The sequence below is a fragment of the Serratia sp. Ser99 genome, assembly GCF_024519545.1.
Classification (GTDB): domain Bacteria; phylum Pseudomonadota; class Gammaproteobacteria; order Enterobacterales; family Enterobacteriaceae; genus Serratia; species Serratia liquefaciens.
The window spans coordinates 67,095-91,695 of sequence record NZ_JALJRT010000006.1; the positions used below are offsets into that span (position 1 = coordinate 67,095).

Annotated in this window: 17 protein-coding genes; 13 read left to right on the top strand and 4 right to left on the bottom strand. The window is 58.0% G+C overall.

Annotated elements, in window-relative coordinates; genetic code table 11:
• Positions 1-181 precede the first annotated feature (181 nt).
• The 3 genes from mgtE to NR114_RS13700 all read left to right on the top strand — a co-directional run bounded on the left by mgtE (position 182) and on the right by NR114_RS13700 (position 5,684).
• The gene (gene mgtE, locus NR114_RS13690) at positions 182-1,615 is read left to right on the top strand and encodes a magnesium transporter (protein ID WP_020828083.1); all 1,434 of its coding nucleotides are present in this window, start codon (positions 182-184) and stop codon (positions 1,613-1,615) included.
• Positions 1,616-1,779: 164 nt separating this feature from the next.
• The gene (locus tag NR114_RS13695) at positions 1,780-5,121 is read left to right on the top strand and encodes a diguanylate cyclase (RefSeq protein WP_234529922.1); all 3,342 of its coding nucleotides are present in this window, start codon (positions 1,780-1,782) and stop codon (positions 5,119-5,121) included.
• A 212-nt stretch (positions 5,122-5,333) separates the two neighbouring features.
• Positions 5,334-5,684, top strand: a complete 351-nt coding sequence (locus NR114_RS13700) for a DNA-binding protein (RefSeq protein ID WP_046372944.1) — start codon at positions 5,334-5,336, stop codon at positions 5,682-5,684.
• A gap of 10 nt (positions 5,685-5,694) precedes the next feature.
• Here NR114_RS13700 and alkA read toward each other — a convergent pair whose 3' ends face one another.
• Positions 5,695-7,191, bottom strand: a complete 1,497-nt coding sequence (alkA, locus tag NR114_RS13705) for a DNA-3-methyladenine glycosylase 2 (RefSeq protein ID WP_234529920.1) — start codon at positions 7,189-7,191, stop codon at positions 5,695-5,697.
• Between the two features lie 166 nt (positions 7,192-7,357).
• Between alkA and yegD the strand changes: the two genes are divergently transcribed.
• Positions 7,358-8,710, top strand: coding sequence for a molecular chaperone (gene yegD, locus NR114_RS13710; protein ID WP_020828087.1), 1,353 nt, complete (start codon positions 7,358-7,360; stop codon positions 8,708-8,710).
• Positions 8,711-8,799: 89 nt separating this feature from the next.
• On the top strand, positions 8,800-9,324 hold the full coding sequence (locus NR114_RS13715) for an AAA family ATPase (RefSeq protein ID WP_218167710.1): 525 nt from the start codon (positions 8,800-8,802) through the stop codon (positions 9,322-9,324).
• Between the two features lie 5 nt (positions 9,325-9,329).
• Here the strand turns inward: NR114_RS13715 and NR114_RS13720 are convergent, their stop codons facing one another.
• On the bottom strand, positions 9,330-10,283 hold the full coding sequence (locus tag NR114_RS13720; RefSeq protein ID WP_115058290.1) for an aldo/keto reductase: 954 nt from the start codon (positions 10,281-10,283) through the stop codon (positions 9,330-9,332).
• A gap of 269 nt (positions 10,284-10,552) precedes the next feature.
• On the opposite strand from NR114_RS13720, the gene NR114_RS13725 reads away from it, so the two are divergent.
• From NR114_RS13725 to baeR, 6 genes are read left to right on the top strand one after another with little or no spacing between them, the layout of a single operon-like run.
• On the top strand, positions 10,553-11,800 hold the full coding sequence (locus NR114_RS13725) for an MdtA/MuxA family multidrug efflux RND transporter periplasmic adaptor subunit (RefSeq protein ID WP_041415587.1): 1,248 nt from the start codon (positions 10,553-10,555) through the stop codon (positions 11,798-11,800).
• A complete protein-coding gene (locus NR114_RS13730; protein ID WP_176984612.1) occupies positions 11,800-14,919 on the top strand; it encodes an MdtB/MuxB family multidrug efflux RND transporter permease subunit in 3,120 nt (1,039 codons plus the stop codon). Before NR114_RS13725 ends, NR114_RS13730 begins: the two co-directional genes overlap by 1 nt.
• Positions 14,916-17,996 (top strand): multidrug efflux RND transporter permease subunit MdtC, encoded by a 3,081-nt coding sequence (gene mdtC / locus NR114_RS13735; protein WP_234529917.1) that lies wholly within the window; start codon positions 14,916-14,918, stop codon positions 17,994-17,996. The genes NR114_RS13730 and mdtC overlap by 4 nt, the downstream gene beginning before the upstream one ends.
• A 10-nt stretch (positions 17,997-18,006) precedes the next feature.
• Positions 18,007-19,437: an MFS transporter gene (locus NR114_RS13740; RefSeq protein WP_129941451.1), complete on the top strand. Its 1,431-nt coding sequence runs from the start codon at positions 18,007-18,009 to the stop codon at positions 19,435-19,437.
• Positions 19,437-20,819 (top strand): two-component system sensor histidine kinase BaeS, encoded by a 1,383-nt coding sequence (gene baeS / locus NR114_RS13745; protein ID WP_234529915.1) that lies wholly within the window; start codon positions 19,437-19,439, stop codon positions 20,817-20,819. Before NR114_RS13740 ends, baeS begins: the two co-directional genes overlap by 1 nt.
• Positions 20,819-21,535, top strand: coding sequence for a two-component system response regulator BaeR (gene baeR / locus NR114_RS13750; RefSeq protein ID WP_020828095.1), 717 nt, complete (start codon positions 20,819-20,821; stop codon positions 21,533-21,535). Before baeS ends, baeR begins: the two co-directional genes overlap by 1 nt.
• Before the next feature lie 6 nt (positions 21,536-21,541).
• On the opposite strand, the gene NR114_RS13755 is transcribed toward baeR, so the two are convergent.
• Positions 21,542-21,928 carry a type II toxin-antitoxin system VapC family toxin gene (locus NR114_RS13755; RefSeq protein ID WP_020828096.1) on the bottom strand — a complete coding sequence of 129 codons (387 nt, stop codon included), beginning with the start codon at positions 21,926-21,928 and terminating at the stop codon, positions 21,542-21,544.
• Positions 21,929-21,930: 2 nt separating this feature from the next.
• Positions 21,931-22,194 carry an antitoxin gene (locus tag NR114_RS13760; protein WP_020828097.1) on the bottom strand — a complete coding sequence of 88 codons (264 nt, stop codon included), beginning with the start codon at positions 22,192-22,194 and terminating at the stop codon, positions 21,931-21,933.
• A 354-nt stretch (positions 22,195-22,548) separates the two neighbouring features.
• On the opposite strand from NR114_RS13760, the gene NR114_RS13765 reads away from it, so the two are divergent.
• Both NR114_RS13765 and yegQ read left to right on the top strand, forming a co-directional pair.
• On the top strand, positions 22,549-22,887 hold the full coding sequence (locus NR114_RS13765; protein WP_020828098.1) for a YegP family protein: 339 nt from the start codon (positions 22,549-22,551) through the stop codon (positions 22,885-22,887).
• Positions 22,888-23,064: 177 nt separating this feature from the next.
• Entirely contained in the window at positions 23,065-24,417 is a 1,353-nt protein-coding gene (gene yegQ, locus NR114_RS13770) for a tRNA 5-hydroxyuridine modification protein YegQ (RefSeq protein ID WP_041414820.1), read from the top strand.
• Positions 24,418-24,601: the final 184 nt, after the last annotated feature.

Below are 24,601 nucleotides of genomic sequence, written 5' to 3' on the forward strand. Positions count from 1 at the left end.
TTATCCCGCAGGGCTTGCGAATAGTTAAGCAGCCTGCCGTCGGCCAGTATCTCGGCGCGCCAGACCCCTTACTTATTCCTCAGCAACTGCTCCCATTTCATAAAAATGACGCCTGCATTCACTATGCTCTATCTAGTCCAGAGTGGGTCTTAAGGATCACTGAGTGCCAGTAAGGAAGACCATGTCAGCTGCAACACATAACGTTAAAAAAGTCGCTGAGTACCGCCAGCGCATTCTTTCTCTGCTGTTAAACAACAAAGATCTGGTCGATGGCATTCTCGGCCGGCCAGGGGATGAGAACGCCCTCAGCAAAAGCGAGCTGCTAAACCAGACGGCAGAAATCACCGGCCTGCTGGACGACATGCACGCCGCTGACCTGGCGGACCTGCTGGAAGCGCTGCCCCAAGACGAGCGCCTGGCACTGTGGCGGCTGGTGGGGAACGCCAAACGCGGTCAAACGCTGGTGGAAGTTGCCGAGCCCGTGTGGGACAGCCTGATCGAAGAGATGAGCGACAAGGACCTGCTCAAAGCGATCAAGACGCTGGACGTCGATGAACAGGCCTATTTGGCACAATACCTGCCGCGTAACCTGATGGGCCGCCTGTTGACCTCCATGGAACCGGATCAACGCGCACAGGTGCGCGAGATGATCCACTACGGCAAGGACACCGTCGGCTGGATGATGGATTTTGAACTGGTCACGGTACGCCCCGACGTCACTATCGGTGCCGTACATCGCTTCTTACGCCTGCGCAAAACCATCCCGGAAGCCACCGACAAACTCTTCGTCACCGATCGTAAAAATACTCTGCTGGGTGAACTGCCGCTCACCGCCGTGCTGCTTAATGACCCGGAAACCCTGGTCCAGACGGTCATGGACAGCGACCCTACCAGCTTCCAGCCGGATGACAAGGCCGAAGCGGCAGCCAGCGCATTCGAACGTTATGACCTGATCAGCGCCCCGGTGGTCGACGCCAAGGGCAAGCTGATGGGCCGTTTGACCATCGAAGAAATCGTCGATGTGGTCAATGAAGAAAGCGACAGCAACCTGCGCCGCATGGGGGGCTTAAGCCCGGAAGAAGATGTGTTTGCCCCGGTCAGCAAGGCGGTGAAAACCCGCTGGGCGTGGCTGGCCATCAACCTGTGTACCGCGTTTATCGCCTCGCGCGTCATCGGTCTGTTCGAACACACCATTTCACAACTGGTGGCGCTGGCGGCGTTAATGCCGATCGTCGCGGGGATCGGCGGCAATACCGGTAATCAGACCATCACCATGATCGTACGCGCGCTGGCACTGCACCAAATTGAGGTCGGCAACATTTCCCGCCTGATGTTCAGAGAACTCGGGGTGGCCATTATCAACGGCGTGGTCTGGGGCGGCATCATGGGCGTCGTGACCTGGCTGCTGTACGGTGACTGGGCGATGGGCGGCGTCATGACGCTGGCGATGATCCTCAACCTGCTGGTAGCCGCGCTGATGGGGGTGGTGATCCCGATGACCATGCTCAAACTGGGGCGCGATCCGGCGGTAGGTTCCAGCGTATTGATCACCGCTCTGACCGATACCGGCGGCTTCTTTATCTTCCTCGGACTGGCTACCTTGTTCCTGCTTTAAACCTCCAGAAGGCCGGCCACGCGCCGGCTTTTGCGTTTGCTCACTAAAGCTGTCTGATTCAGTGGGTTTTATTGCCGCGCTGTACTACCCTTTGCCAATAAACTTTCCATCTCATTCGCGTCATGACCTCGTTCAGTGACAGATGCCAGAGTTAAGGGTTGTCTATGGATATCAGCGCACCGAATCATCTCATCACGCGTCAGGGCGCCTTGTTTACGCACAGCCTGCTGGCGGCGATGGCGGTATTTTTACTGGCATTGCTGTGCCTGACGCTGTCGAACGAATCCAGCCACTTTACCCCGCTGTGGTTCCCCACTGCCGCCATTATTGCCGTACTGTTCCGCCACTCGCCACGCCAATGGGGGTTACCGCTGCTGGCATGTGGGGTTGGCATCGTGGCCGCCAGCTTCACGCTGTTCGGCTTTAGCTGGTTCCCGGTAAAACTGACCCTGATCAACCTGCTGGAAGCCGTGGTTTGCACCCTGCTGTTGCGCCGCATGCTGCTGCAGGACGATCCGCTGAACAGCCTGGCCAGTTGGCTTAAATTTGTCGTCTGCGCGGTGATATTCACCCCGTTGTTCAGCGCCCTGCTGGCCGCCTGGTGGGTTCCCGCCCCGGGTCACCCTTTCTGGCACCCCTTCAGTACCTGGTTTATTTCAGAAGCTATTGGCGTCCTGTCGCTGACGCCCATCGGGCTGGTCTATCGCCGTCGCATGCTGGATACGCTGAATCTGTACACTCTGCTGCTGACGTTGATAGTCGCGCTGACCTTCAGCTATCTGGCTCTGAGCTACCTGCCCTTTCCGTTCACCTTTGTCATTCTGCCGCTGCTGTGGGCGGCAATCGCGCTGCCGCGGCTCGAGGCTTTCGTCATCTGCTTTTGCACTACGCTGATGATCACCGTGATGATTTCCATCGGGTTGCTGCATTTTCATGCGCCCACCGGTCCGTTCAGCGATATCGAGATTTACCTGCCGATCCTGTTAATTTTGATCCCGGCGCATTCGATGGCCATGGTGATGCACGCCTTCCGGGTGGAGAAACAGCATATCGTCGAGAGTGAAACTCGCTTTCGTAATGCGTTGGAATATTCGGCCATCGGCATGGCGCTGGTGTCGCCGCAGGGGAAATGGCTGCAGGTCAATCAGGCGTTGTGCAAACTGCTCGACTATACCCCGGAGGCTCTGCGGCGCCTGACTTTCCAGGAAATCACCCACCCGGACGATCTGAACGCCGATCTGACGCAGCTGCACGATCTGCTCGACGGGCATATCAGCAGTTACACCCTGGAGAAACGCTATATTCGCAGCGACGGCGAGCACGTCTGGGCGTTACTGGCTGTATCGCTGGTGCGCGATGCCGAAGGGCTGCCGCTGTATTTTATTTCGCAGGTAGAAGACATCAGCGAATTGAAACGCACGGCCGCAGAGAACCATCGACTGATGGAGCGTATTACGCTGGCGAATAAAGTGGGCGGCATCGGCGTTTGGGAATGGATGATGCACGGCGAAGAGCTTACCTGGGACAAGCGTATGTTTGAACTTTACGACCTCAGCCCGGACCAGACGCCAACGTTTTCGCTATGGCGGACGCTGCTGGTACCGGAGGATCGTGAACGCACCGACCGTGAGATGGCCACATTGTTGAAGCGGCCGGGCCCCTTTGTACTGGAGTTCCGACTGCTCACCCGCGAGGGAAAAGTGCGGCATATCCGCGGCCAGGGTAACGTTATTTTAGACGCTCAGGGTCTGCCGCTGCGCATGATCGGCACCAATATCGACATGACGGAGGTCCGTAATCTGACCGAAGCACTGCACGAAGAAAAAGAGCGTCTGCACATTACGCTCGATGCGATCGGCGAAGCGGTGATATCCACCGACGACGAAATGCACATTACCTTTATGAACCCGGTGGCCGAACAAATGTGCGGCTGGCCGCTCAGTCTGGCGATCGGCATGCCCGTCGCCGGCGTGGTTCGAATGACCAACGGCAAAGACGGTGAAGAGGTAGAAAACCCGATCCAGTGCTGCCTGCAGGAAAACCGGCAGCTGTCCCCAGACTATGCCCTGGTGCTGCATGGTCGCGACGGTCGCTGTTTTGACATCCAGCAGTCGGTATCACCATTGAAAACGATCGACGGCAACGTCATGGGCGCGGTGATGGTACTGCAGGATGTCACGGCCTCGCGCGAACTGATGCAGAAGTTGAGTTACAGCGCGTCGCACGATGCCCTGACCACGCTGCCCAATCGCACCAGTTTTGAAAAGCGCCTGAAGGCCGCTATTGCCAACGCTACTGAAAAACGACTGCAGCACGCGCTGGTGTTCCTCGATCTCGACCGTTTCAAGGCGGTCAATGACAATGCCGGCCACGCCGCGGGCGACGCGCTGTTGAAAGATCTTTCCCTGTTGATGCGGCACCATCTGCGTAACAGCGACTGTCTGGCCCGGCTTGGCGGCGATGAGTTCGGGCTGATCCTATTCGACTGCACGCGGGAACAGGCCCAGTCGCTGATACAGCAATTGGTTAATCACATCAGCCAGCACCCCTTCTTTTGGGAAGGGAAGATTTACCACGTCGGCGCCAGTGCAGGCGTAACCCGTATTGATGCCGATGCCGGCAAGAGCAGCGAGCTGCTGGCGCAGGCGGATATTGCCTGTTATACCGCCAAGCATCGCGGACGTGGCCAGGTTTATCTCTATGAGGCGCGTCAAAAAATGATCCTGGAACGTCAGCATGAACTGCTGACGCGCCAGGAAGTGACGGACATCATCAACGATGGGCAATTATTGCTGCATGTCAGGGCGGTCGCACCGCCAAAAACGCCGCTGGCGGTCTGTTTCTATCAGTTGAAACTGCAGGTGAGGGATCAGGACGGTCAGGCGCTGGCGAGCGACGATTTTATCTCCGCTGCCCGGCTATACGATCTGACGAAAGAGGTTGACCGCTGGATCATCGGGCAGATTTTGACGCAGCGCGCCCCTGATATTGCCCGCAAGGGGTTGTCCATCGCGCTGCCGCTGACAACCGACAGCCTGCTGGACGCCAGCTTCCAGGACGATCTGCTGGCAGCGCTGGACGCCTCCCCCTTGCAACCAGGGGCATTGCTGCTGGCGGTCGATGATGCGGTGGTGCTGGAGCACGCCGGCATTTGCAGGCCGTTCCTCCAGCAGTTGCAGCAACGGGGCTGCAAGCTGATCGTTAACGGTTTTGGGCACAGCCTCAACGCCTTTGACGAGTTGCATGGCCAAAAGATTGACTATATCCGCGTCGACGAACGCTTCATCACCAACGTGCACTGCAACCAGATGGACGAACTGATGGTATCGATGCTCAATGGGGCGACGCATCGGGTGCACGCCCAAACGCTGGCCGGCCCGGCACACCAGCAGATAACGCTGAACACCCTGCAGGCGATTGGCATCGATCTGTCGGACGGCGACGCTATCGCACTGGAACAATCGCTGACGGAACTGCTCAGCGGCGGTTACTTTGGTATCCGCTAGTCGCCATTCCCAGCAATATCCCCCTGCCTTTCGAGCGGCGGCCTCGCCGCCGCATCTCATCCATTCTGCTTTTTTTGCTTAGCCCACCTGAGGTTAGTGGTATAACTAACAGGTCAAAGTTAATCGCTTGCATAACACCTCGATACGGAAATCAGCATGCGAATTAATTTTTTCCTCTCTCAATACACCTAATTGTTCAGGGATGAATGGCTATGAAAAAAGAGTGGTTTGCCGCCAGAGAGCTGACCGGCATTGCAGGACTGCCCTCCTCGCCACAGGGCATCAATTTAATGGCCCGCCGCGAAGGCTGGATCAGTCGCCGGCGCAAAGGCGTGCAGGGCAAAGCGGTGGAATACCACATCAATAGCCTGCCGACCGGAGCGCGCAGCCTGCTGATACTGCGAGAAGATCCCGCCGAATACCAGGTTGAACGTCAGGATCCGCTGGCGGTGTGGGTCGAATATTACTATCACCTGAACGAAAACGAACGCGAGAAGGTACTGGCCTTCCTGATGCGCGAAGGAATAGACGGCCTGCTGACGCGCATTGCTGCCAAAGACTAGCCCGTCGCCGCTACCCGACAGCCTCCGTTGACGGCGCCCAGCCATCGTTATGCCACAGATGCAGCGTGGCGTAGGAACGCCAGGGTCGCCAGCTTTCAGCATAGCGCTCAATCTGGCGTGGCGTCATGCCGGGAAAACGCTGTTTGATCAGATAATCCCCCGCCAGGAACACGTCCGGCCACGACCAGGCTCGCATGGCGATGTAGCTGGCGGTCCAACTGCCAATCCCCGGTAGCGCAGTCAGCGCCTTGATCCCCTGCTCAATATCCAGCACGTTCTCCAGTTGCAACCGCCCTTCGGTAACCGCCTGCGCAATACCGATTAACGCCGCCGCTCGTTTCAGTTGCACGCCCAAGGGGCGCAGCGCCTCAGGCTGTAATCGCGCAATCTGTTCGGCAGTGGGAAAGACGTGGGTAATGCCACCGTAGGGCTGTTCCAGCGGGGTGCCCCAGAGTTCAGCCATCCGTCCGGCAAAGATCGCCGCCATTTTGACGCTGACCAACTGCCCAAGCACTGCACGGGTCGCCTGTTCGAATGCGTTGACGCAGCCAGGCAGCCGCAGGCCCGGCGCCTCGGCAGCCAACGGCCCCAACGCCTGAGCGATAAGGTCCGGCGCGGCGTCGAGATCAAACAGTTGGCGAGTGCGGCGCAGCACTTCCGTCGTCACCCGGCTCAGGGAAGGTGCAATTTCCACCCGTACCCGATTATGCGCCTCTTCCGGCTGCACGCTGACCCAGCCACGATATTCGATGCCGCCCTGAGTGATGGCTATCGCCCGCAGGTACTGTTGCCCTTCCACCCGCTCCACACCGCTCACCGCACGGGTTTGCAAAAAACCCAGCATGCGCGACCAGTCATAGGGCGGTCGATAGCCCAGATGAAACACCAGCCCGCTGGCGACGGTACGTTCGTTACGGCCGCTGCTGCTGCGCAGTGCCGAGGGGATCAGCCGGTAGCGCGCCTTGAACAGTTCGTTAAAACGCCGCAGGCTGCCGAAACCGGCGGCAAAGGCCACCTCACTCAACGGCATATCGGTATCCGCCAGCAGGCGTTTGGCCTGCAACAGCCGGTGCGACTGGGCATAATCAATCGGCGAGGCGCCAAACTGATCGGCAAAAATACGCCGCAGGTGGCGATCGGAAATGCCTAGCCGCGTTGCCAGTTGCTCGCAGCTGTGCTCAGACAGATACCCCTGCTCGATCAACTGCACCGCCACCTGAGCATAACGATTACCGAGATCGATCAACGCCAACCCCGGCGCCAATTCCGGCCGACACTTCAGGCAGGGGCGAAACCCCGCCAGTTCCGCCGCCGCCGCGCTCGGGTAAAACGTGCAGTTTTCAATTTTTGGCGTACGGGCGCTGCACACCGGGCGACAATAAATACCGGTCGACGAAACGCCGACGAAGAAGCGACCGTCAAATTTGCGATCGCGCGCGCTCAGTGCCTCATACAACGCCTGCTGTTGGTTTTTCATAGCCACGCTCGGGGTCAGTTTTTTGTGCATTATGCGACTCGATGGGTGCGCTGACGTGCGGGATTCGGACATTAAGTTAAGCATGCTAGCGCCGTCGCCGCTAAATTTTTCGTCAGTTAAGCGCTCTCAGATTGCCCAGGGGCCGAGTCTCGGGTAAAGTCGCCCCCCTTCATTGGCATGGGGATAGAGAAAAGACATGTTTATTGGATTTGACTACGGAACGGCCAACTGTTCCGTCGCAGTGATGCGAGAAAATGGCCCCGAGCTGCTGACGCTGGAAAACAACGAGCCCTATCTGCCGTCGATGCTGTGTGCTCCGACGCGCGAAGCCGTCAGCGAGTGTTTGCACCGCCACTGGCAGGTGCCGACCGCCAGCGAGGAAAACCAGCAACTGCTGCGCCGGGCAATCAACTATAACCGCGAAGAAGATATCCCGGTCGCCAGCGACAGCGTGCTGTTTGGCCTGCAGGCTCTGGCGCACTACGTTGAAGATCCGGAAGAAGTGTATTTTGTCCGCTCCCCGAAATCCTTCCTCGGCGCCAACGGCCTGAAACCACAACAGATCGCGCTGTTTGAAGATCTGGTGTGCGCCATGATGTTCCACATCAAACGTCAGGCGGAAAACGTACTGCAAGACAGCATCAGCCAGGCGGTGATCGGCCGTCCGATCAACTTCCAGGGCATCGGTGGCGAAGAAGCCAACCGCCAGGCGCAGGGGATTTTGCACCGCGCTGCCGAGCGTGCAGGCTTCAAAGACATTGAATTCCAGTTCGAACCGGTCGCCGCAGGCCTGGATTTCGAAGCGACTCTGGAAGAAGAAAAAACCGTGCTGGTGGTGGATATTGGCGGCGGGACAACCGACTGTTCGGTGCTGTTGATGGGGCCGCAATGGCGTGACCGTGCCGATCGCCAGCAAAGCCTGCTGGGCCACAGCGGTTGCCGCGTTGGCGGTAACGATCTGGACATCATGCTGGCGTTCAAACAGTTGATGCCGCTGTTCGGTATGGGTGGCGAAACTGAAAAAGGCATCGCTTTGCCTGCGTTGCCTTACTGGAACGCGGTAGCCACCAACGACGTTCCGGCGCAGATCGACTTTTACAGCGCTGCCAATGGCCGCATGCTGCGCGATTTGATCCGCGATGCCGCCGAGCCTGAAAAAGTTAAACGCCTGCTGAAAGTGCATCAGCAACGCCTGAGCTACCGTCTGGTGCGCGCCGCGGAGGAGAGTAAAATCGCCCTGTCAGCACAGCAAAACATCAGCGCTCCGCTGGCCTTCGTCCAGACTGATTTGGCAGAAACCATCAGCCAGGATCAGCTTGCCGAGGCCATCTCACAGCCGCTGCTGCGCATTCAGGAGCAGGTCAGCGCCGCGCTGGCCAGTAGCCAGACCGCACCGCAGGTGATTTATCTCACCGGCGGCAGCGCACGTTCCCCGCTGTTGCGCGCCGCGCTACAACAGCAGTTGCCGGGCATTCCTATCGTCGGCGGCAACGACTTCGGCTCGGTCACCGCCGGGTTGGCTCGCTGGGCGCAGACGCTGTTCCGTTAAGGGCACCAGGGCGCGGTAGCTCAATGCCGCGCCCCGCCGCCAAGCCATTCGCTGCGAAATCAGGTACTGTATCGGCTGGAACCATAATCATGGCAGGAACAACAATGCTGATCGTTCTTTCCGGGCTGCCAGGCAGCGGTAAAACCACGCTCGCACGGGCGCTGGCTCGCGCATTACCGGCAATGCATCTGCGTATCGATACCCTTGAACAAGCTATCCGTAACAGTGGCTCCCTGGCCGATGACGTCGGCCCCGCCGGGTATTTTGCCGCTTATGGCGTTGCCGAAGACAACCTGCGTCTGGGCCACTGGGTGATTGCCGACTCGGTCAATCCGTTGCCGGTCACTCGCGAAGCCTGGCATAACGTCGCACTACGGGCTGGTGTAGCCTGCATAGATTTTGAGGTGGTTTGCTCAGACAGTGCAGAGCACCGTCGCAGGGTTGAAACCCGCGACGGGGACGTTGCCGGACTGCGCCTCCCTAACTGGCACAGCGTCACCCGCCACGATTACCTACCCTGGCATACCCCGGTGGCCCGTATTGATACCGCAGGCCAGCCAGTGGAAGCCACCGTGGCTCAGTTGCTGTCCTTGATTAACGCCGTCGACAACTGAGCAGGTCACCAGGCGCTGGCGTCGTTCAGGATGCGGATATCCTCGGCATCCAGCCGCAGTCGGGTAGCGCTGATCAGCTCATCCAACTGCTTTAGCGACGTGGCGCTGACGATCGGCGCGGTGATGTCCGGCCGCGCTATCAGCCAGGCCAGTGAAACCTGCGTTGGCGAGGTGTGGTGTTTTTCCGCAACCCGATCCAGCGCAGCCAAGATCTTGAAACCGCGTGGATTAAGGTATCGCTCAACGATGGTGTCACCACGTTGGCTCTTGCCGATATCTTTTTCACTGCGGTATTTGCCGGTCAGGAAACCGCTGGCCAGCGAGAAGAAGTTAATCACGCCCAATCCATGGCGCTGCACCACCGGCGCCAGGCTGCGTTCATACTCCTCACGCGCATAAAGATTGTACTCCGGTTGCAGGGTCTCATAGCGCGCCAACCCATTCTCTTCACTGACTTTCAATGCCTCCTCCAGACGATCGGCCTGATAGTTGGAAGCGCCTATCGCCCGCACCTTACCGGCCTTGATCAAGCCGTCGAACGCCGCCAGGGTTTCCGCCAACGGCGTGTCCCGGTCGTCGTCATGCGATTGATAAAGGTCGATATAATCGGTCTGCAAACGCCGCAGTGAATCCTCTACCGCCTGCTGGATATAGCGTGGTGACAGCCCCTGCTTACCCTCGCCCATCGGCTTGCCGACTTTGGTAGCGATGATCACCTGGTCACGCTTGCCGCTCTTTTTTAGCCACTGGCCGATGGTGGTTTCCGATTCACCGCCCTGATTGCCCGGCACCCAGCTCGAGTACACGTCGGCGGTATCGATAAAGTTGAGCTGATTTTCCACCAGCGCATCCAACAGGCTGAATGAAGTTTCGCGATCCGCCGTCCAGCCAAACACGTTACCGCCGAAGGTCAATGCCGGCACTTTGATGCCCGAACGGCCCAGTTCTTTATGACTCATTGCATGCTCCATGGAGTTGATGATTCGCAGGATAATTATTAGCGCGAAAGCAGGAAATCCGCTAAAACGCATTCGCTATAAGCCGGATGGCAACGCTTATAAACATAGCATGATCAAATCTACAACTTATTCGGACAATGCTGACGGTTCCTCCATATTTCCTTCATTTTTATGCCGTCTTTCCTCGCTAAACTAGTATTCTGTAAGGAGTGTAACTTTTTTGGCAATGAGTGCCCGCACGCCTGCCTTTTGGAGAGATTTTCGCCACCATGAATGCAAAAAACCCACGTCGTTCACTGTTACTGCGCCTGTTGGTGGTGGTTATTGTGGCTATTGCCGCCGTGCTGATTTGGCGTCACTTCAGCGCTCCGCAGCCGGCCGACAATGCTGCCCCTGGGGCGCGTCACGCCGGTGGGGGCAAAGCGGCGGCAGGCGCAGGACGACGGGGAGCGCCAATGTCACCGGTACAGGCTGCGACCGCCACACAGCAAACGGTGCCGCGTTACCTTTCCGGGCTGGGCACGGCTACCGCCGCTAACACAGTGACCGTCACCAGCCGGGTCGATGGCCAACTGATGGCGATCCACTTCACCGAAGGGCAACAGGTCAAAGCCGGCGATTTGCTGGTTGAAATTGACCCACGTCCGTTCCAGGTACAGCTGGCTCAAGCGCAGGGACAACTGGCCAAAGATCAGGCCACCCTCGCCAATGCCCGGCGCGATCTGGCACGTTATCAGCAACTGGCCAAAACCAATCTGGTGTCGCGGCAGGATCTGGACACTCAGCTGTCGCTGGTGCAACAGACCGAAGGCGCAATCAAAGCCGATCAGGGTTCCGTCGACAGCGCCAAGCTGCAAATCACCTACAGCCGTATCACCGCACCAATTGACGGTCGTGTCGGTCTGAAGCTGGTGGACGTCGGTAATTACATCACCAGCGGCAGCACCACCGGCATTGTGGTGATCACCCAAACTCACCCTATCGATGTGGTATTTACCCTGCCTGAGGCTACTATCAGCGATTTGATCAAAGCGCAAAAAGCCGGCCCGGTCAGCGTCGAAGCCTGGGATCGCACCAACCAAAATCTGCTGTCGACCGGTTCACTGCTGAGCCTGGATAACCAGATCGACACCACCACCGGCACCATCAAACTGAAAGCGCGCTTCACCAACGAGGACGACGCGCTGTTCCCCAACCAATTTGTTAATGCACGCCTGAAAGTGGCAACGCTGCTGGATGCGATCGTTATCCCTACGGCGGCCTTGCAGATGGGCAACGAAGGCAACTTCGTCTGGACCCTGAGCGAAGATAACAAGGTCAGTAAACATTTGGTGACCACCGGCGTGCAGGACAGCCAAAAAGTGGTGATTAACGCCGGGCTGAACGCCGGTGACCGGGTGGTGACCGACGGCATAGATCGCCTGACCGAAGGCATGCAGGTTGAGGTGGTCACGCCGCAGGCGGCTTCTGCGGCCGGCAAACCAATCCACTCACCTCGCACCCAGGGGAAATCCTGATGCAGGTGATGCCACCTAACGCCGGCGGCGGTCCATCCCGCCTGTTTATACTGCGGCCGGTTGCCACCACGCTGTTGATGCTGGCGATCCTGCTGGCGGGGATCATCGGTTATCGCGCTCTGCCGGTGTCCGCCCTGCCGGAGGTCGACTATCCGACCATTCAGGTGGTCACGCTGTATCCCGGAGCCAGCCCGGACGTGGTCACCTCGGCGATCACGGCCCCGCTGGAGCGTCAGTTTGGCCAGATGTCCGGCCTCAAGCAGATGGCATCGCAAAGTTCCGGTGGCGCCTCGGTCGTCACCTTGCAATTCCAGCTTGAGCTGCCGCTCGACGTCGCCGAACAGGAAGTGCAGGCGGCAATCAACTCCGCCACCAACCTGTTACCGAACGATCTGCCCTACCCGCCGATTTACAGCAAGGTTAACCCGGCCGATCCACCGATCCTGACGCTGGCCGTGACCTCCAGCGCCATGCCGATGACCCAGGTGGAAGACATGGTGGAAACCCGTGTCGCGCAGAAAATATCTCAGGTCACCGGCGTCGGACTGGTGACCATTTCCGGTGGCCAACGGCCGGCGGTCCGCGTGAAGCTCAATGCGGCGGCCGTTGCCGCCTACGGTCTGGACAGCGAAACCATCCGCACCGCCATCAGCAACGCCAACGTCAACTCTGCCAAGGGTAGCCTGGACGGCCCGACGCGTTCGGTCACCCTTTCGGCCAATGACCAGATGAAATCAGCCGACGACTATCGTCAGCTGATTGTCGCTTACCAGAACGGTGCGGCTATCCGCCTGCAGGATATCGCCACCATCGAACAAGGCGCGGAAAATACCCGGCTGGCGGCCTGGGCCAATAAGCAGCCGGCCATCGTGCTCAATATTCAGCGCCAGCCAGGCGTAAACGTCATCACCACCGCCGACAGCATCCGCGAGATGCTGCCTCAGTTGATTAAAAGCCTGCCCAAGTCGGTCGACGTCAAGGTGCTGACCGATCGAACCACCACCATTCGCGCCTCGGTCAGCGACGTGCAGTTCGAGCTGCTCTTGGCGGTAGCGCTGGTGGTGATGGTGATTTACGTGTTCTTGCGCAATGTCCCGGCCACTATTATTCCCAGCGTCGCCGTACCGCTGTCGTTGATCGGTACCTTCGCCGCCATGTACTTTTTGGACTTTTCGATCAATAACCTGACGCTGATGGCGCTAACCATCGCCACCGGTTTTGTGGTCGATGACGCCATCGTGGTGATCGAGAACATTTCACGCTATATCGAAAAGGGCGAGAAACCGCTCGACGCCGCCTTAAAAGGCGCCGGCGAAATCGGCTTCACCATTATTTCACTGACCTTCTCGCTGGTAGCCGTGCTGATCCCCTTGCTGTTTATGGGCGATATCGTTGGCAGGTTGTTCCGTGAATTTGCCGTGACGCTGGCGGTGGCAATTTTGATTTCGGCGGTGGTTTCGCTGACGCTGACGCCGATGATGTGCGCACGCATGCTGAGCCACGAATCCCTGCGCAAGCAGAACCGTTTTTCCGCCGCTTCTGAACGCTTCTTTGACCGGGTCATCGCCCGCTACGGCAAATGGCTGAAAACCGTGCTGAATCATCCCTGGTTGACGCTAGGCGTGGCGTTCAGCACGCTGGCGCTCACCGTCTTGCTTTACCTGCTGATCCCGAAAGGATTCTTCCCGGTACAGGACAACGGCATTATTCAGGGCACGCTGGAGGCGCCGCAGTCAGTGTCGTTCAGTAATATGGCCGAGCGCCAACAGCAGGTGGCGGCAGAAATTCTCAAGGATCCGGCGGTGGAGAGCCTGACGTCGTTTGTTGGCGTCGATGGCAGCAACGCCACGCTCAACAGCGGCCGGCTGCAAATCAACCTCAAACCCTTGAGCGAACGCAGCGACCGTATTCCGGCCATCATCACTCGTCTGCAGCAGCAGAGCGCACAGTTCCCCGGCGTGAAGCTGTATTTGCAACCGGTGCAGGATCTGACCATCGACACCCAGGTCAGCCGCACCCAGTACCAGTTTACCCTGCAGGCCATGTCGCTGGACGAGCTCAGCCTGTGGGTACCGCAGCTGATGGCGGAATTGAAACAGGCACCGCAGTTGGCGGACGTCACCAGTAACTGGCAGGATCAAGGACTGGTGGCCTACGTGAACGTCGATCGCGATTCGGCTTCCCGCCTCGGTATCAGTATGAGTGACGTGGATAACGCCCTGTACAACGCTTTCGGCCAGCGGTTGATCTCCACCATTTACACCCAGGCCAATCAGTACCGGGTGGTGCTGGAACATGACGTCAGCACCACGCCAGGGTTGGCGGCGCTGAGTGAGATCCGCCTGACCAGCAGCAACGGCACCATCGTGCCGCTGAACACCATTGCCAAAATCGAAGAGCGCTTCGGACCGCTATCGGTCAATCATCTCGATCAGTTCCCGGCGGCCACCATCTCCTTTAACGTGGCCGGCAATTATTCGCTTGGGGAAGCGGTCGACGCCATCACCCTGGCGGAAAAAAATCTCGATATGCCGAAAGATATCACCACCCAGTTCCAGGGCGCGACGCTGGCGTTCCAGGCGGCGTTGGGGGGGACCCTGTGGCTGATCCTGGCGGCGGTGGTAGCGATGTATATCGTGCTGGGCGTGCTGTATGAGAGCTTTATTCATCCGGTTACCATTCTTTCTACCTTGCCCACCGCCGGGGTCGGTGCCTTGCTGGCACTGATGATGGCCGGCAGCGAACTGGATGTGATCGCCATCATCGGCATCATCTTGCTGATCGGCATCGTGAAGAAAAACGCCATCATGATGATCGACTTCGCGCTGGCCGCCGAACGTGAGCAAGGTATGACGCCGTACGATGCGATTTATCAGGCCTGCCTGCTGCGTTTCCGGCCGATACTGATGACCACGCTGGCGGCATTGCTGGGTGCACTGCCGCTGATGCTCAGCACCGGCGTCGGCGCGGAACTGCGACACCCGCTCGGGGTTTGCATGGTCGGCGGGCTGGTAATGAGCCAGATCCTGACGCTGTTCACCACCCCGGTGATCTACCTGCTTTTTGACAAGCTGGCGCGTAACACTCGCCGGCAGCCGGATGTGCAGGAGCTGCCGTGAGATTCTTCGCCCTGTTCATCTACCGACCAGTGGCCACCACGCTGCTGACGTTGGCAATTGCCATCAGCGGTGTGATTGGTTTTAGCCTGTTGCCAGTATCGCCGCTGCCACAGGTCGACTATCCGGTGATTTCGATCAGCGCTTCGTTGCCGGGTGCCGATCCGGAAACCATGGCCTCGTCGGTAGCTACACCGCTGGAACGCGCTCTGGGCAGGATAGCCGGGGTCAATGAAATGACCTCGATGAGTTCACTCGGCAGCACCCGGGTCATTTTGCAGTTCGATCTCGACCGTGATATCAACGGCGCGGCCCGTGACGTGCAGGCGGCGATCAACGCGGCGCAAAGCCTGTTGCCCACCGGCATGCCGAGCCGCCCGAGCTACCGTAAGGTCAATCCGTCAGATGCGCCAATCATGATCCTGACGCTGACCTCCGACACCTACAGCCAGGGCCAGCTTTACGACTTCGCCTCGACTCAGCTGGCGCAAAAAATCGCCCAGACCGAAGGGGTGGGCGACGTCTCGGTCGGCGGCAGTTCACTGCCTGCGGTGCGGGTCGAACTTAACCCAAGCGCGCTGTTCAATCAGGGGATATCGCTCGATGCGGTGCGCCAAACCATCAGTGATGCCAACGTACGCAGGCCGCAGGGTTCGGTAGACAATCAGCAGCAGCGCTGGCAGATCCAGGCCAATGATGAATTGAAAACCGCCGAGACTTATCGCCCGCTGATTATCCACTACAACAACGGCGCGGCGGTGCGCCTGAGTGACGTGGCCGAGATCAAAGACTCGGTACAGGACGTACGCAACGCCGGGATGACCAACGCCAAACCGGCGATTATTCTGGCCATCAGCCGGGCGCCGGACGCCAACATCATCGAAACCGTCGATCGCATTCGCGCCGAATTGCCCGCCTTGCAAGACAACATCCCGGCGTCCATTCAGCTGAATATCGCGCAGGATCGCTCGCCAACCATCCGTGCTTCGCTGGCGGAAGTGGAACAGTCGCTGGTGATCGCCATTGGGCTGGTGATATTGGTGGTGTTCATCTTCCTGCGGTCCGGACGCGCGACGCTGATCCCGGCGGTGGCAGTACCGGTGTCGCTGATCGGCTCTTTTGCCGCGATGTACCTGTGCGGCTTCAGCCTGAATAACCTGTCGCTGATGGCGCTGACCATCGCCACCGGCTTTGTGGTCGATGATGCCATCGTGGTGCTGGAAAATATTTCGCGCCACGTCGAAGCCGGCATGAAACCGCTGAACGCCGCGTTGCAGGGGGTTCGGGAGGTCGGCTTTACCGTGCTGTCGATGAGCGTGTCGCTGGTGGCGGTATTTATCCCGCTGCTGCTGATGGAAGGCCTGCCCGGCAGGCTGTTCCGCGAGTTTGCCGTCACTCTGTCAGTCTCGATCGGGCTGTCGTTGATTATCTCTCTGACGCTGACGCCGATGATGTGCGCCTACCTGCTGCGTCACCAGCCGCCGCGAGCGCAGCGGCGCATTCGTGGTTTCGGTAAAATGCTGCTGGCGCTGCAAAAAGGCTATGGACGCTCGCTGAGCTGGGTGCTTGGCCATTCACGCTGGGTATTGGCCCTATTTCTCGCCACCATCGCGCTCAATGTCTGGCTGTATATCAGCATTCCGAAAACCTTCTTCCCGGAGCAGGACACCGGCCGACTGATGGGCTTTATCCAGGCAGACCAGAGCATCTCCTTCCAGGCTATGCGCGTTAAGCTGGAAGATTTCATGAAGATCGTGCGTGAAGATCCGGATGTGGAAAACGTCACCGGTTTCACCGGCGGTTCACGCACCAACAGCGGATCGATGTTTATCTCGTTAAAACCGCTGTCAGTGCGCAGCGACGATGCACAGAAAGTGATTGCCCGGCTGCGTGCCCGGTTAGCGAAAGAACCAGGAGCCAGTCTGTTCCTGATGGCGGTGCAGGATATCCGCGTCGGCGGCCGGCAGGCTAACGCCAGTTACCAGTACACGCTGTTGGCGGACGATCTCGCCGCGCTACGCGAATGGGAACCGAAAATTCGTATTGCGCTGGCTGCACTGCCAGAGCTGGCAGACGTCAACTCCGATCAACAGGACAAAGGTTCAGAAATGGATCTGGTTTACGATCGCGAGACCATGGCCCGTTTGGGTATTTCAGTTTCCGATGCCAACAACCTGCTGAATAACGCCTTTGGCCAACGTCAGATTTCGACTATCTATCAACCGCTCAATCAGTACAAAGTGGTGATGGAAGTCGCCCCCCCATACACCCAGGACGTCAGCTCATTGGACAAAATGTTTGTGATCAACAAAGACGGCAAGGCAATCCCGCTGTCCTACTTTGCCAGTTGGCGGCCCGCCAATGCACCGCTGTCGGTCAATCATCAGGGCCTGTCGGCCGCGTCGACTATTTCGTTTAACCTGCCGGATGGCGGCAGTCTGTCGGACGCCACCTCCGCCGTAGAGCGAACCATGACGGCGCTCGGCGTGCCTTCCACCGTACGCGGCGCTTTTGCCGGGACCGCCCAGGTGTTCCAGGAAACGCTGAAATCTCAGTTGCTGCTGATCGCCGCCGCCATCGCTACTGTGTATATCGTGCTGGGCATTCTTTATGAAAGTTACATTCATCCGCTGACCATTCTGTCCACCCTGCCCTCCGCCGGGGTCGGTGCCCTGCTGGCGCTGGAGCTGTTCGGTGCGCCGTTCAGCCTGATAGCGTTGATTGGCATTATGCTGTTGATCGGTATCGTGAAGAAAAACGCCATCATGATGGTCGATTTTGCCCTCGACGCGCAGCGCAATGGCGGCATCAACGCACATGACGCCATTTTCCAGGCGTGCCTGCTGCGCTTCAGGCCAATCATGATGACCACCCTGGCGGCGCTGTTTGGCGCATTGCCGCTGGTGTTGACTCACGGCGACGGCGCCGAGCTGCGTCAACCGCTTGGCATCACCATCGCCGGCGGCCTGATCGTCAGCCAGCTGTTGACGCTGTACACCACCCCGGTGGTGTACCTGTATTTTGACCGGCTGCAGATGAAATTCCGTCGCGGCAAGAAACTGGATCCATTGCCCCAATAATGGCCACCCGATGCTGATAAAACACACCGCCTCCGTACAATGGCAACTTTGGATCGTGGCGTTCGGCTTCTTTATGCAGACGCTGGACACCACTATCGTCAACACCGCCCTGCCGTCGATGGCCGTCAGCCTGGGGGAGAACCCGCTGCGCATGCAGTCGGTGATTGTCTCCTATGTGCTGACGGTGGCGGTGATGCTGCCTGCCAGCGGCTGGTTGGCGGATCGATTTGGGGTGCAGCGGGTGTTCTTCAGCGCCATCGTGTTGTTTACTCTGGGGTCCATTCTGTGCGCCCGTTCTGAGACGCTGAATGAGCTGATCGCCTCGCGCGTGATCCAGGGCATCGGCGGCGCCATGATGGTACCGGTGGGTCGCCTGACGGTGATGAAAATCGTCCCGCGCGAACAGTATATGGCCGCGATGACCTTCGTCACCCTGCCCGGCCAAATTGGCCCGTTAATGGGGCCGGCGTTGGGCGGTTTTCTGGTGCAGTACGCCAGTTGGCACTGGATTTTCCTGATCAATATCCCGGTGGGGATAGCCGGTGCCATCGCCACGTTGCTGCTGATGCCCAATTACCGCATGCAGACCCGTCGCTTCGACATCAGCGGCTTTATCATGCTGGCGATCGGCATGGCGACGCTGACGCTGGCGCTCGACGGCCACAAAGGGATGGGGCTCTCCTCTCCCGCCATCGCCGCGCTGGTGATTGCCGGCATCGCGGCACTGGCGGGTTACTGGTGGCATGCGCATGGCAATAGCCGCGCATTGTTCTCACTGCGGTTATTCAAAACCCAAACCTATAAAGTGGGGCTGACGGCCAGCCTGCTGGGCCGTATCGGCAGCGGCATGTTGCCCTTTATGACACCGCTGTTTATGCAGGTCGGCATGGGCTTCTCCCCGTTCCACGCCGGGCTGATGATGATCCCGATGATTATCGGCAGCATGGGAATGAAACGCATTGTGGTGCGGGTGGTTAACCGTTTCGGTTACCGTAACGTGCTGGTTGCCGCCACGCTGATGCTGGCGTTGATCAGCCTGAGTTTCCCGCTGGTGGCGATGCTGGGCTGGATCTGGCTGCTGCCGGTAGTACTGTTCTTCCAGGGCATGGTCAACTCATTGCGCTTCTCGGCCATGAACACCCTGACGCTGAAAGATCTGCCGGATCGGCTGGCCAGCAGCGGCAACAGCCTGCTGTCGATGGTGATGCAGCTGTCGATGAGCCTCGGCGTCAGCATCGCCGGTATTCTGATCGGCAGCTTTGCCCATCATCAGGTGGTTACCGACAGCCCGGCCATCCATAGCGCATTTATTTACAGCTACTGTTGCATGGCGTTGATCATCGCGCTGCCCGCGCTGGCCTTCGCCCGCGTTCCGGCCGATACCGCCCCCAACCGTACGCTGACCAAAGAGCCGGGGACCGGCTCCACGAGGTTGCAATAATGAAAATAGGCATCACCGGCAAGCTGTTCATGGCCATTTTCGCCACCTGCATGTTGGTGCTCATTACCATGCATTGGGGCGTTCGCATCAGCTTCGAGCGCGGTTTTATCGACTACATCAAAAACAGCAACGAGCAGCGCATCAACATGCTGAGCGAAGCATTGGAAGAACAGTACAGTCGTCACGGTAACTGGGTTTTTCTGCGTAATAACGATCAGGTGATTTACCAGATCATGCGTTCGTTCGAACAAAACAGCGACAGCAGCCACAATTTGCCGCCCAAAGGCTGGCGCACCCAGTTTTGGGTGGTGGACAGCCAGTACAACCGGCTGGTGGGGCATTCCGGCCCGGTACCGAAGGAGGGCCCGCGTCATCCGATTCGCTACAACAATGAAATCGTCGGCTGGGTAATTACGACGCCCATAGAGAGGCTGACACGTAATACCGACATCAGTTTCGATCAGCAGCAAAGACGCACCAGTTGGATGATTGTCGCCCTGTCCACCCTGCTGGCAGCGGCGGTCACCTGGGTGATGTCGCGCGGGTTGCTGGCGCCGGTCAAACGCCTGGTAGCCGGTACCCACCGGCTGGCGGCTGGCGATTTCAGCACCCGCGTAGCCGTCAGCAGCCAGGATGAACTGGGTCGGCTGGCGCATGACTTCAACCAGCTCGCTACCTCATTGGAAAAAAATGAGCAGATGCGCCGCGCCGTGATGGCCGACGTCTCGCACGAGTTGCGCACCCCGCTGGCGGTGCTGCGCGGTGAGCTGGAGGCGCTGCAGGACGGCGTACGTCAGCCTACGGCTGCTTCGCTGGGATCCTTGCAGGCCGAAGTCTCCACCCTGACCAAACTGGTGGACGATCTGCATCAACTGTCGTTATCCGATCTCGGTGCGCTCGCCTACCGTAAATCGCAGGTTGATTGCGTGCATTTACTGCAAATCGCGGTAGCCAGCTTCCGCGAGCGTTTTCACGCCAAAGGGTTGGACATCGTGACCCAACTGCCAGAACAGGCACCGCTGTTTGGCGATCCGGACAGGCTTAACCAACTATTCAACAACCTGCTGGAAAACAGCCTGCGTTACACCGACGCCGGCGGCAAGCTGGAGATTGGCGCCCAGACGCAGCCAGGCCGCCTGCTGATTTACTGGCAGGATAGCGCACCGGGCGTCAATGACGATCAGTTGGCGCGCATTTTCGAACGTTTTTACCGTACCGAAGGTTCGCGTAACCGCGCCAGTGGCGGCTCCGGTCTGGGGTTGTCAATCTGTCAAAACATAGTGGAAGCACACAACGGGACGATCTACGCCCAGCACTCGCCTTTGGGCGGCGTGCGGATTACAGTAGAATTCGCCACCCCGGTAATGAATAAGGCGTCATGATGGAAACCCAGAATCAACCGTTGCAAATTATGATTGTTGAAGATGAGCCCAAGCTCGGCCAACTGCTGGTGGACTACCTGCAGGCGGCGGGATATGCCACGCGCTGGCTCACCAACGGCAGCGAGGTGGTCCCGGCGGTACATGAACATTCGCCGGCGCTGATCCTGTTGGATCTGATGCTGCCGGGCAGCGATGGGTTAACGGTATGCCGAGAATTGCGCCGTTTCACTGACATTCCGGTGGTGATGGTGACGGCAAAAATTGAAGAGATCGACCGCCTGCTGGGGCTGGAGATCGGTGCAGACGATTATATCTGCAAACCTTACAGCCCGCGTGAAGTGGTTGCGCGCGTAAAAACCATTTTGCGCCGCTGCTATCGCCCATTGGACAATATGCAGGAAGAAACGCAGCTTCACATTGACGAACCGCGCTTTCAGGCCAGCTATCAGGGGCAGATGCTGGATCTCACTCCGGCGGAGTTTCGCCTGTTGAAAACCCTGGCCAGCCAGCCGGGCAACGTGTTCTCGCGCGAGCAGTTGCTGAATAATCTGTATGACGACTACCGGGTGGTGACCGATCGTACCATCGACAGCCACATCAAAAACCTGCGGCGCAAACTGGAGCTGATCGACGGCGAGAAATCATTTATCCGCTCCGTGTACGGCGTCGGTTACCGCTGGGAGTCCGAACCTTGCCGCCTGGTGAACGGGCTTTAATCGGCCCTAGGTCCAGTCTTCTACCGTCAGGCCTGGCACCATGGCAAACGCCCGGTCGTTAGTCACTATTGTCGCTCCGCGGCTCTGCGCGTGGGCGGCAATAAGCTGATCCAGGGCCCCCATCACCCGCCCCTTTTGCGTCATTTCCGCCCGCAGCGTGCCATAGCAATGCGCGGCTTCACTGTCCCAGGCATATACCGTCACGGAATCAAGAAATGCCGCGACCGTCGCTTTCAGCGCAAGGTTCTGCCGCTTGGCCACGCCATAAAGCAGTTCCGCCTGCGTAATGCTGGAAATGCATACCGCAGAAGGCGGGATTTTTTCCATTAGGCTCAGCAAGCGGGGATGCCGGCGGAACAGTTGGCTGACCGTATTGGTGTCAAACATATACATGCTTACTCTTCCCCGGCGAACGGATCGCGGGTGGCACTGCCCTGCTGACGTTCATCAGCCGCCAGAAAGTCATGCGGTACCTGCGTTTTTTCGATCATTTGCAGCAGCGGAGCCCAGCTGTCAGGTTTGGCCGGATATTTAGATAAAATCACGTTTCCCTCCCGATCGCGGCGGATATACACACGATCTGTATCAAATTCGAATTCCACGGGTAACCTCACCGCCTGATTTCTGCCGTTTTTAAACAGTTTCGCGACCCTTTCCATTTCCATCCCCCTCAACAGGCATAGGCCTAAGCATATGCCTGTTGAGGGGAGATGCCAATATGCGGCGCTTATTTTTTGACCGCAATAATAATGCAACGGCCTCACCCTAGCCTTCCCAGGTTACGGTTGAAAGACTACGTGCTCAAGAATGCGGCGGGCTGCGCAAACTTTCGGCATGACAATCCCCCGTTAGCTTCCCGTGCTACAGCAGTATCCGCTGCACAAAACTCCCTGTCAGCGCAAAAAAATGGCGTTTTTTTTGCGCTACCCTTCTCAAGTCCGGTTTATTAGCCGCTCAATTTCAAGCCATTGGCTACACTTACATCACTAATCGGAACCCACAGGAGAAGAACCATGGCAATCGGTCACTATGAGCTGAAAAAAGCAAAGAATGGGCAATACCACTTCAACCTGAAAGCCAGCAATGGCGAAATCATTCTGGCCAGCGAGATGTACGCCAGCAAGGCCTCGGCGGAGAATGGCATTGCCTCGGTGCAAACCAATTCCCCCCACGAAGCACAGTACGAACTCAAGCACAGCACCAGCAATCAGCCTTATTTCGTGCTGAAAGCCAAAAACCATCAGGTGATCGGCGTCAGTGAGATGTACAGCTCTGAAACTGCGGCAAAGAACGGTATTCAGTCGGTGATCAAAAACGGTCCAGCCACCGACGTGCGCGATCTGAGCGCTTAATGCATCTGTAAGGCGCGCGATGCCCGCCATCGCGCGTTTTTCTTATGACCAGGATCAATCTCCCTGTAATAAATCCGGTTACCTGCTGATTTCTCGCCGCGCTGCGGCTACAATTCCCCGCTTTTACTGCGCCATTTGGTGGTGTGGTACTGACCTGAAATCAGACCGAGACTCATTATGTTTACACCGGAACTCCTCTCCCCAGCCGGCACGCTGAAAAACATGCGTTACGCCTTTGCCTATGGCGCCGACGCGGTTTATGCAGGCCAGCCGCGTTACAGCCTGCGGGTACGTAACAATGAATTCAACCACGAGAATCTGGCGCAGGGAATTAACGAAGCCCATGCGTTGGGAAAACGCTTCTACGTGGTAGTGAATATCGCCCCGCACAACGCCAAGCTGAAAACCTTCCTGCGCGATCTTAAACCCGTGATCGACATGGGTCCGGACGCGCTGATCATGTCCGATCCCGGCCTGATCATGATGGTACGTGAAGCCTTCCCGCAGATGGATATCCACCTGTCGGTACAGGCAAATGCGGTAAACTGGGCGACGGTAAAATTCTGGCAGCAAATGGGCCTGACGCGGGTGATCCTGTCGCGTGAACTGTCGCTGGAAGAGATCGCAGAAATCCGCACCCAGGTGCCGGAGATGGAACTGGAAATCTTCGTCCACGGTGCGCTGTGCATGGCCTACTCCGGCCGCTGCCTGCTGTCCGGCTATATCAACAAACGCGATCCTAATCAGGGCACCTGCACCAACGCCTGCCGCTGGCAGTACAAAGCGGAAGAAGGTAAAGAAGACGAGACCGGCAACATCGTGCATATGCATGAACCGATCCCGGTGCAGACCGTCGAGCCGACGCTGGGCATCGGGGCCCCCACCGACAAGGTGTTCATGCTGTCCGAAGCGCAGAAACCGGGTGAATACATGAGCGCCTTTGAGGATGAACACGGCACTTACATCATGAACTCGAAGGATTTGCGCGCCATCCAGCACGTGGAGCGCCTGACGCAACTTGGTGTGCATTCGCTGAAGATTGAAGGCCGCACCAAATCCTTCTACTACTGCGCGCGTACCGCGCAGGTCTATCGTCGCGCTATCGATGACGCCGTCGCCGGCAAGCCTTTCGATCCCACTCTGTTGACCACGCTCGAAGGCCTGGCACATCGGGGTTACACCGAAGGCTTCCTGCGCCGTCACGTACATGAAGCGCAGCAAAACTACGATTACGGTTCATCGCTGTCTGAGCGCCAACAGTTTGTCGGCGAATTCACCGGGGTACGGCGTGACGGCTGGGCTGAAGTTGACGTGAAAAACAAATTCCTGCTCGGCGACAGCGTAGAAATGATGACCCCAGGAGGTAACGTCTTGTTTACCCTGGAGAGCATGCAAAATAAGAAAGGTGAAGCGATCGACGTGGCGCCGGGTAACGGCCATATCGTTTATTTGCCGATCCCGCAAGATATCGATCTCAATTACGCGTTGCTGATCCGAAATTTGCCGGATACCAATACTCCTGCGGCATAAAATGCAGGGAGCGATCCTTTAATGGCATTTTTTAGCAAATATTAGAATTGGATCACATCAATTACTCCGCAGCTTGGTTAACATCAGGCTGCTTAAAACTAAGAACGAAAAAGATTTGCATAGCAATACTAGGAACCACCTCCTTAGCCAGTCCAATCTCCCTTGGACTGGCTTTTTCTTTGCT

Coding starts and splice junctions, on each gene's coding strand:
- mgtE (WP_020828083.1), top strand. CDS start 182: ATGTCAGCTGCAACACATAACGTTAAAAAAGTCGCTGAGTACCGCCAG.
- NR114_RS13695 (WP_234529922.1), top strand. CDS start 1,780: ATGGATATCAGCGCACCGAATCATCTCATCACGCGTCAGGGCGCCTTG.
- NR114_RS13700 (WP_046372944.1), top strand. CDS start 5,334: ATGAAAAAAGAGTGGTTTGCCGCCAGAGAGCTGACCGGCATTGCAGGA.
- alkA (WP_234529920.1), bottom strand. CDS start 7,191: ATGCACAAAAAACTGACCCCGAGCGTGGCTATGAAAAACCAACAGCAG.
- yegD (WP_020828087.1), top strand. CDS start 7,358: ATGTTTATTGGATTTGACTACGGAACGGCCAACTGTTCCGTCGCAGTG.
- NR114_RS13715 (WP_218167710.1), top strand. CDS start 8,800: ATGGCAGGAACAACAATGCTGATCGTTCTTTCCGGGCTGCCAGGCAGC.
- NR114_RS13720 (WP_115058290.1), bottom strand. CDS start 10,283: ATGAGTCATAAAGAACTGGGCCGTTCGGGCATCAAAGTGCCGGCATTG.
- NR114_RS13725 (WP_041415587.1), top strand. CDS start 10,553: ATGAATGCAAAAAACCCACGTCGTTCACTGTTACTGCGCCTGTTGGTG.
- NR114_RS13730 (WP_176984612.1), top strand. CDS start 11,800: ATGCAGGTGATGCCACCTAACGCCGGCGGCGGTCCATCCCGCCTGTTT.
- NR114_RS13740 (WP_129941451.1), top strand. CDS start 18,007: ATGCTGATAAAACACACCGCCTCCGTACAATGGCAACTTTGGATCGTG.
- baeS (WP_234529915.1), top strand. CDS start 19,437: ATGAAAATAGGCATCACCGGCAAGCTGTTCATGGCCATTTTCGCCACC.
- baeR (WP_020828095.1), top strand. CDS start 20,819: ATGGAAACCCAGAATCAACCGTTGCAAATTATGATTGTTGAAGATGAG.
- NR114_RS13755 (WP_020828096.1), bottom strand. CDS start 21,928: ATGTATATGTTTGACACCAATACGGTCAGCCAACTGTTCCGCCGGCAT.
- NR114_RS13760 (WP_020828097.1), bottom strand. CDS start 22,194: ATGGAAAGGGTCGCGAAACTGTTTAAAAACGGCAGAAATCAGGCGGTG.
- NR114_RS13765 (WP_020828098.1), top strand. CDS start 22,549: ATGGCAATCGGTCACTATGAGCTGAAAAAAGCAAAGAATGGGCAATAC.
- yegQ (WP_041414820.1), top strand. CDS start 23,065: ATGTTTACACCGGAACTCCTCTCCCCAGCCGGCACGCTGAAAAACATG.